The 1,148-nt window shown below is 63.3% G+C and carries 1 protein-coding gene; it reads left to right on the top strand.

Going from position 1 to position 1,148, the window contains the following annotated elements:
- A partial coding sequence (locus B3C64_RS03340; RefSeq protein WP_291533710.1) for a phosphatase PAP2 family protein occupies nt 1-1,148 on the top strand: 1,148 nt, incomplete at both ends.

Here is a 1,148-nt window from a genome sequence, read left to right as displayed (position 1 = left end):
ACGGACCGTGCCTCGGCCATCGACGCGTACACCGCGCGCATGACCTATGGATTCGAGCAGATCGGCCAAAAGGGACAGGCTCCGAAGGTTCCGGACAATGCCGGCAACCTGCTGATCACCGCGTTCCCGACATTGACCGACGCCCAGCGCAAGCAGATTCTCGCGGCTTCCGAGATTGATTCCGGCTACCCGCTGGACTCCACTTCGGAAGGCTACCAGCGCATCAACCTCGCCAAGGCGTTCAGCGCCAAAGTGACGCTTTCCGAAGACAAGTCCACGATTCTGGGCATCACCTTCGGCAACAGCGCGCCTTCCGTGAAGGTCGTCTCCTCGTCCGGTGACGCGGTCACCAACCTGCTGTCCGATTTCCGCAAGTACTGGACGCCGGGCGTCGGCGTGACCGACGAAGGCAAGTCCGTGCTCCAGCATGACGACGAGCTGACCGAGGAGATCAACCAGGACGCGGCGAAGACCGCGGGCACCGCGAACGACCAGACGGCACGCGCCTACAGCGACTCCAAAATGGATTCCACGCTCACCTTGTACGATGCGCTGGGGCCGGTGATCGGCAAGTACTACAAGGAAGGCATGGACCAGGGCAAGCTGGCGAAGACCTCCCGGTACCTCAAAGACATGGACGAATCCGCGAACACCGGCACCGCCAAGAACACGTATTCGCACCCACGCCCATACGTCGACCGCGTGAACTACAACGGCACGACGCTCGACCTCAAGGGGCTCAAGGCCACCCTGAACATCACGAAGACGCCGGCCTACCAGAGCGACGGCGAATATGACGGCCTCGCGGCCTCCGGTTCGTTCCCGTCGGGCCACACCACCTTCGCGTTCACGCAGGGCGCCGGCTTGGCGAGCATCCTTCCGGAATTCGGCACCGAGATCATGACGCGCGTGTCCGAGGCGGGCAACAACCGCATCGTGCTCGGCGTGCATTATCCGCTCGATATTCTGGGCGGCCACATCGCCGGCCAGTACGGCGTCGCCACCGCGCTCGGCAACCAGAATGTCAAGAACGAGGCATCCCAGGCCCGTAGCGAGCTTGTCGGCTACCTGACCGACCGCTGCAAGGCAGACGGCAACGGCGACACGCTCGACAAGTGCATCGCGAAGACCGGCGCCACGACGACCAA

This window comes from Bifidobacterium sp. UBA6881 (assembly GCA_002451435.1).
Taxonomy (GTDB): Bacteria; Actinomycetota; Actinomycetes; order Actinomycetales; family Bifidobacteriaceae; genus Bifidobacterium.
The sequence above is the reverse complement of the archived record's forward strand: the minus strand, read 5'-3'. Positions and strand labels throughout refer to the sequence as shown.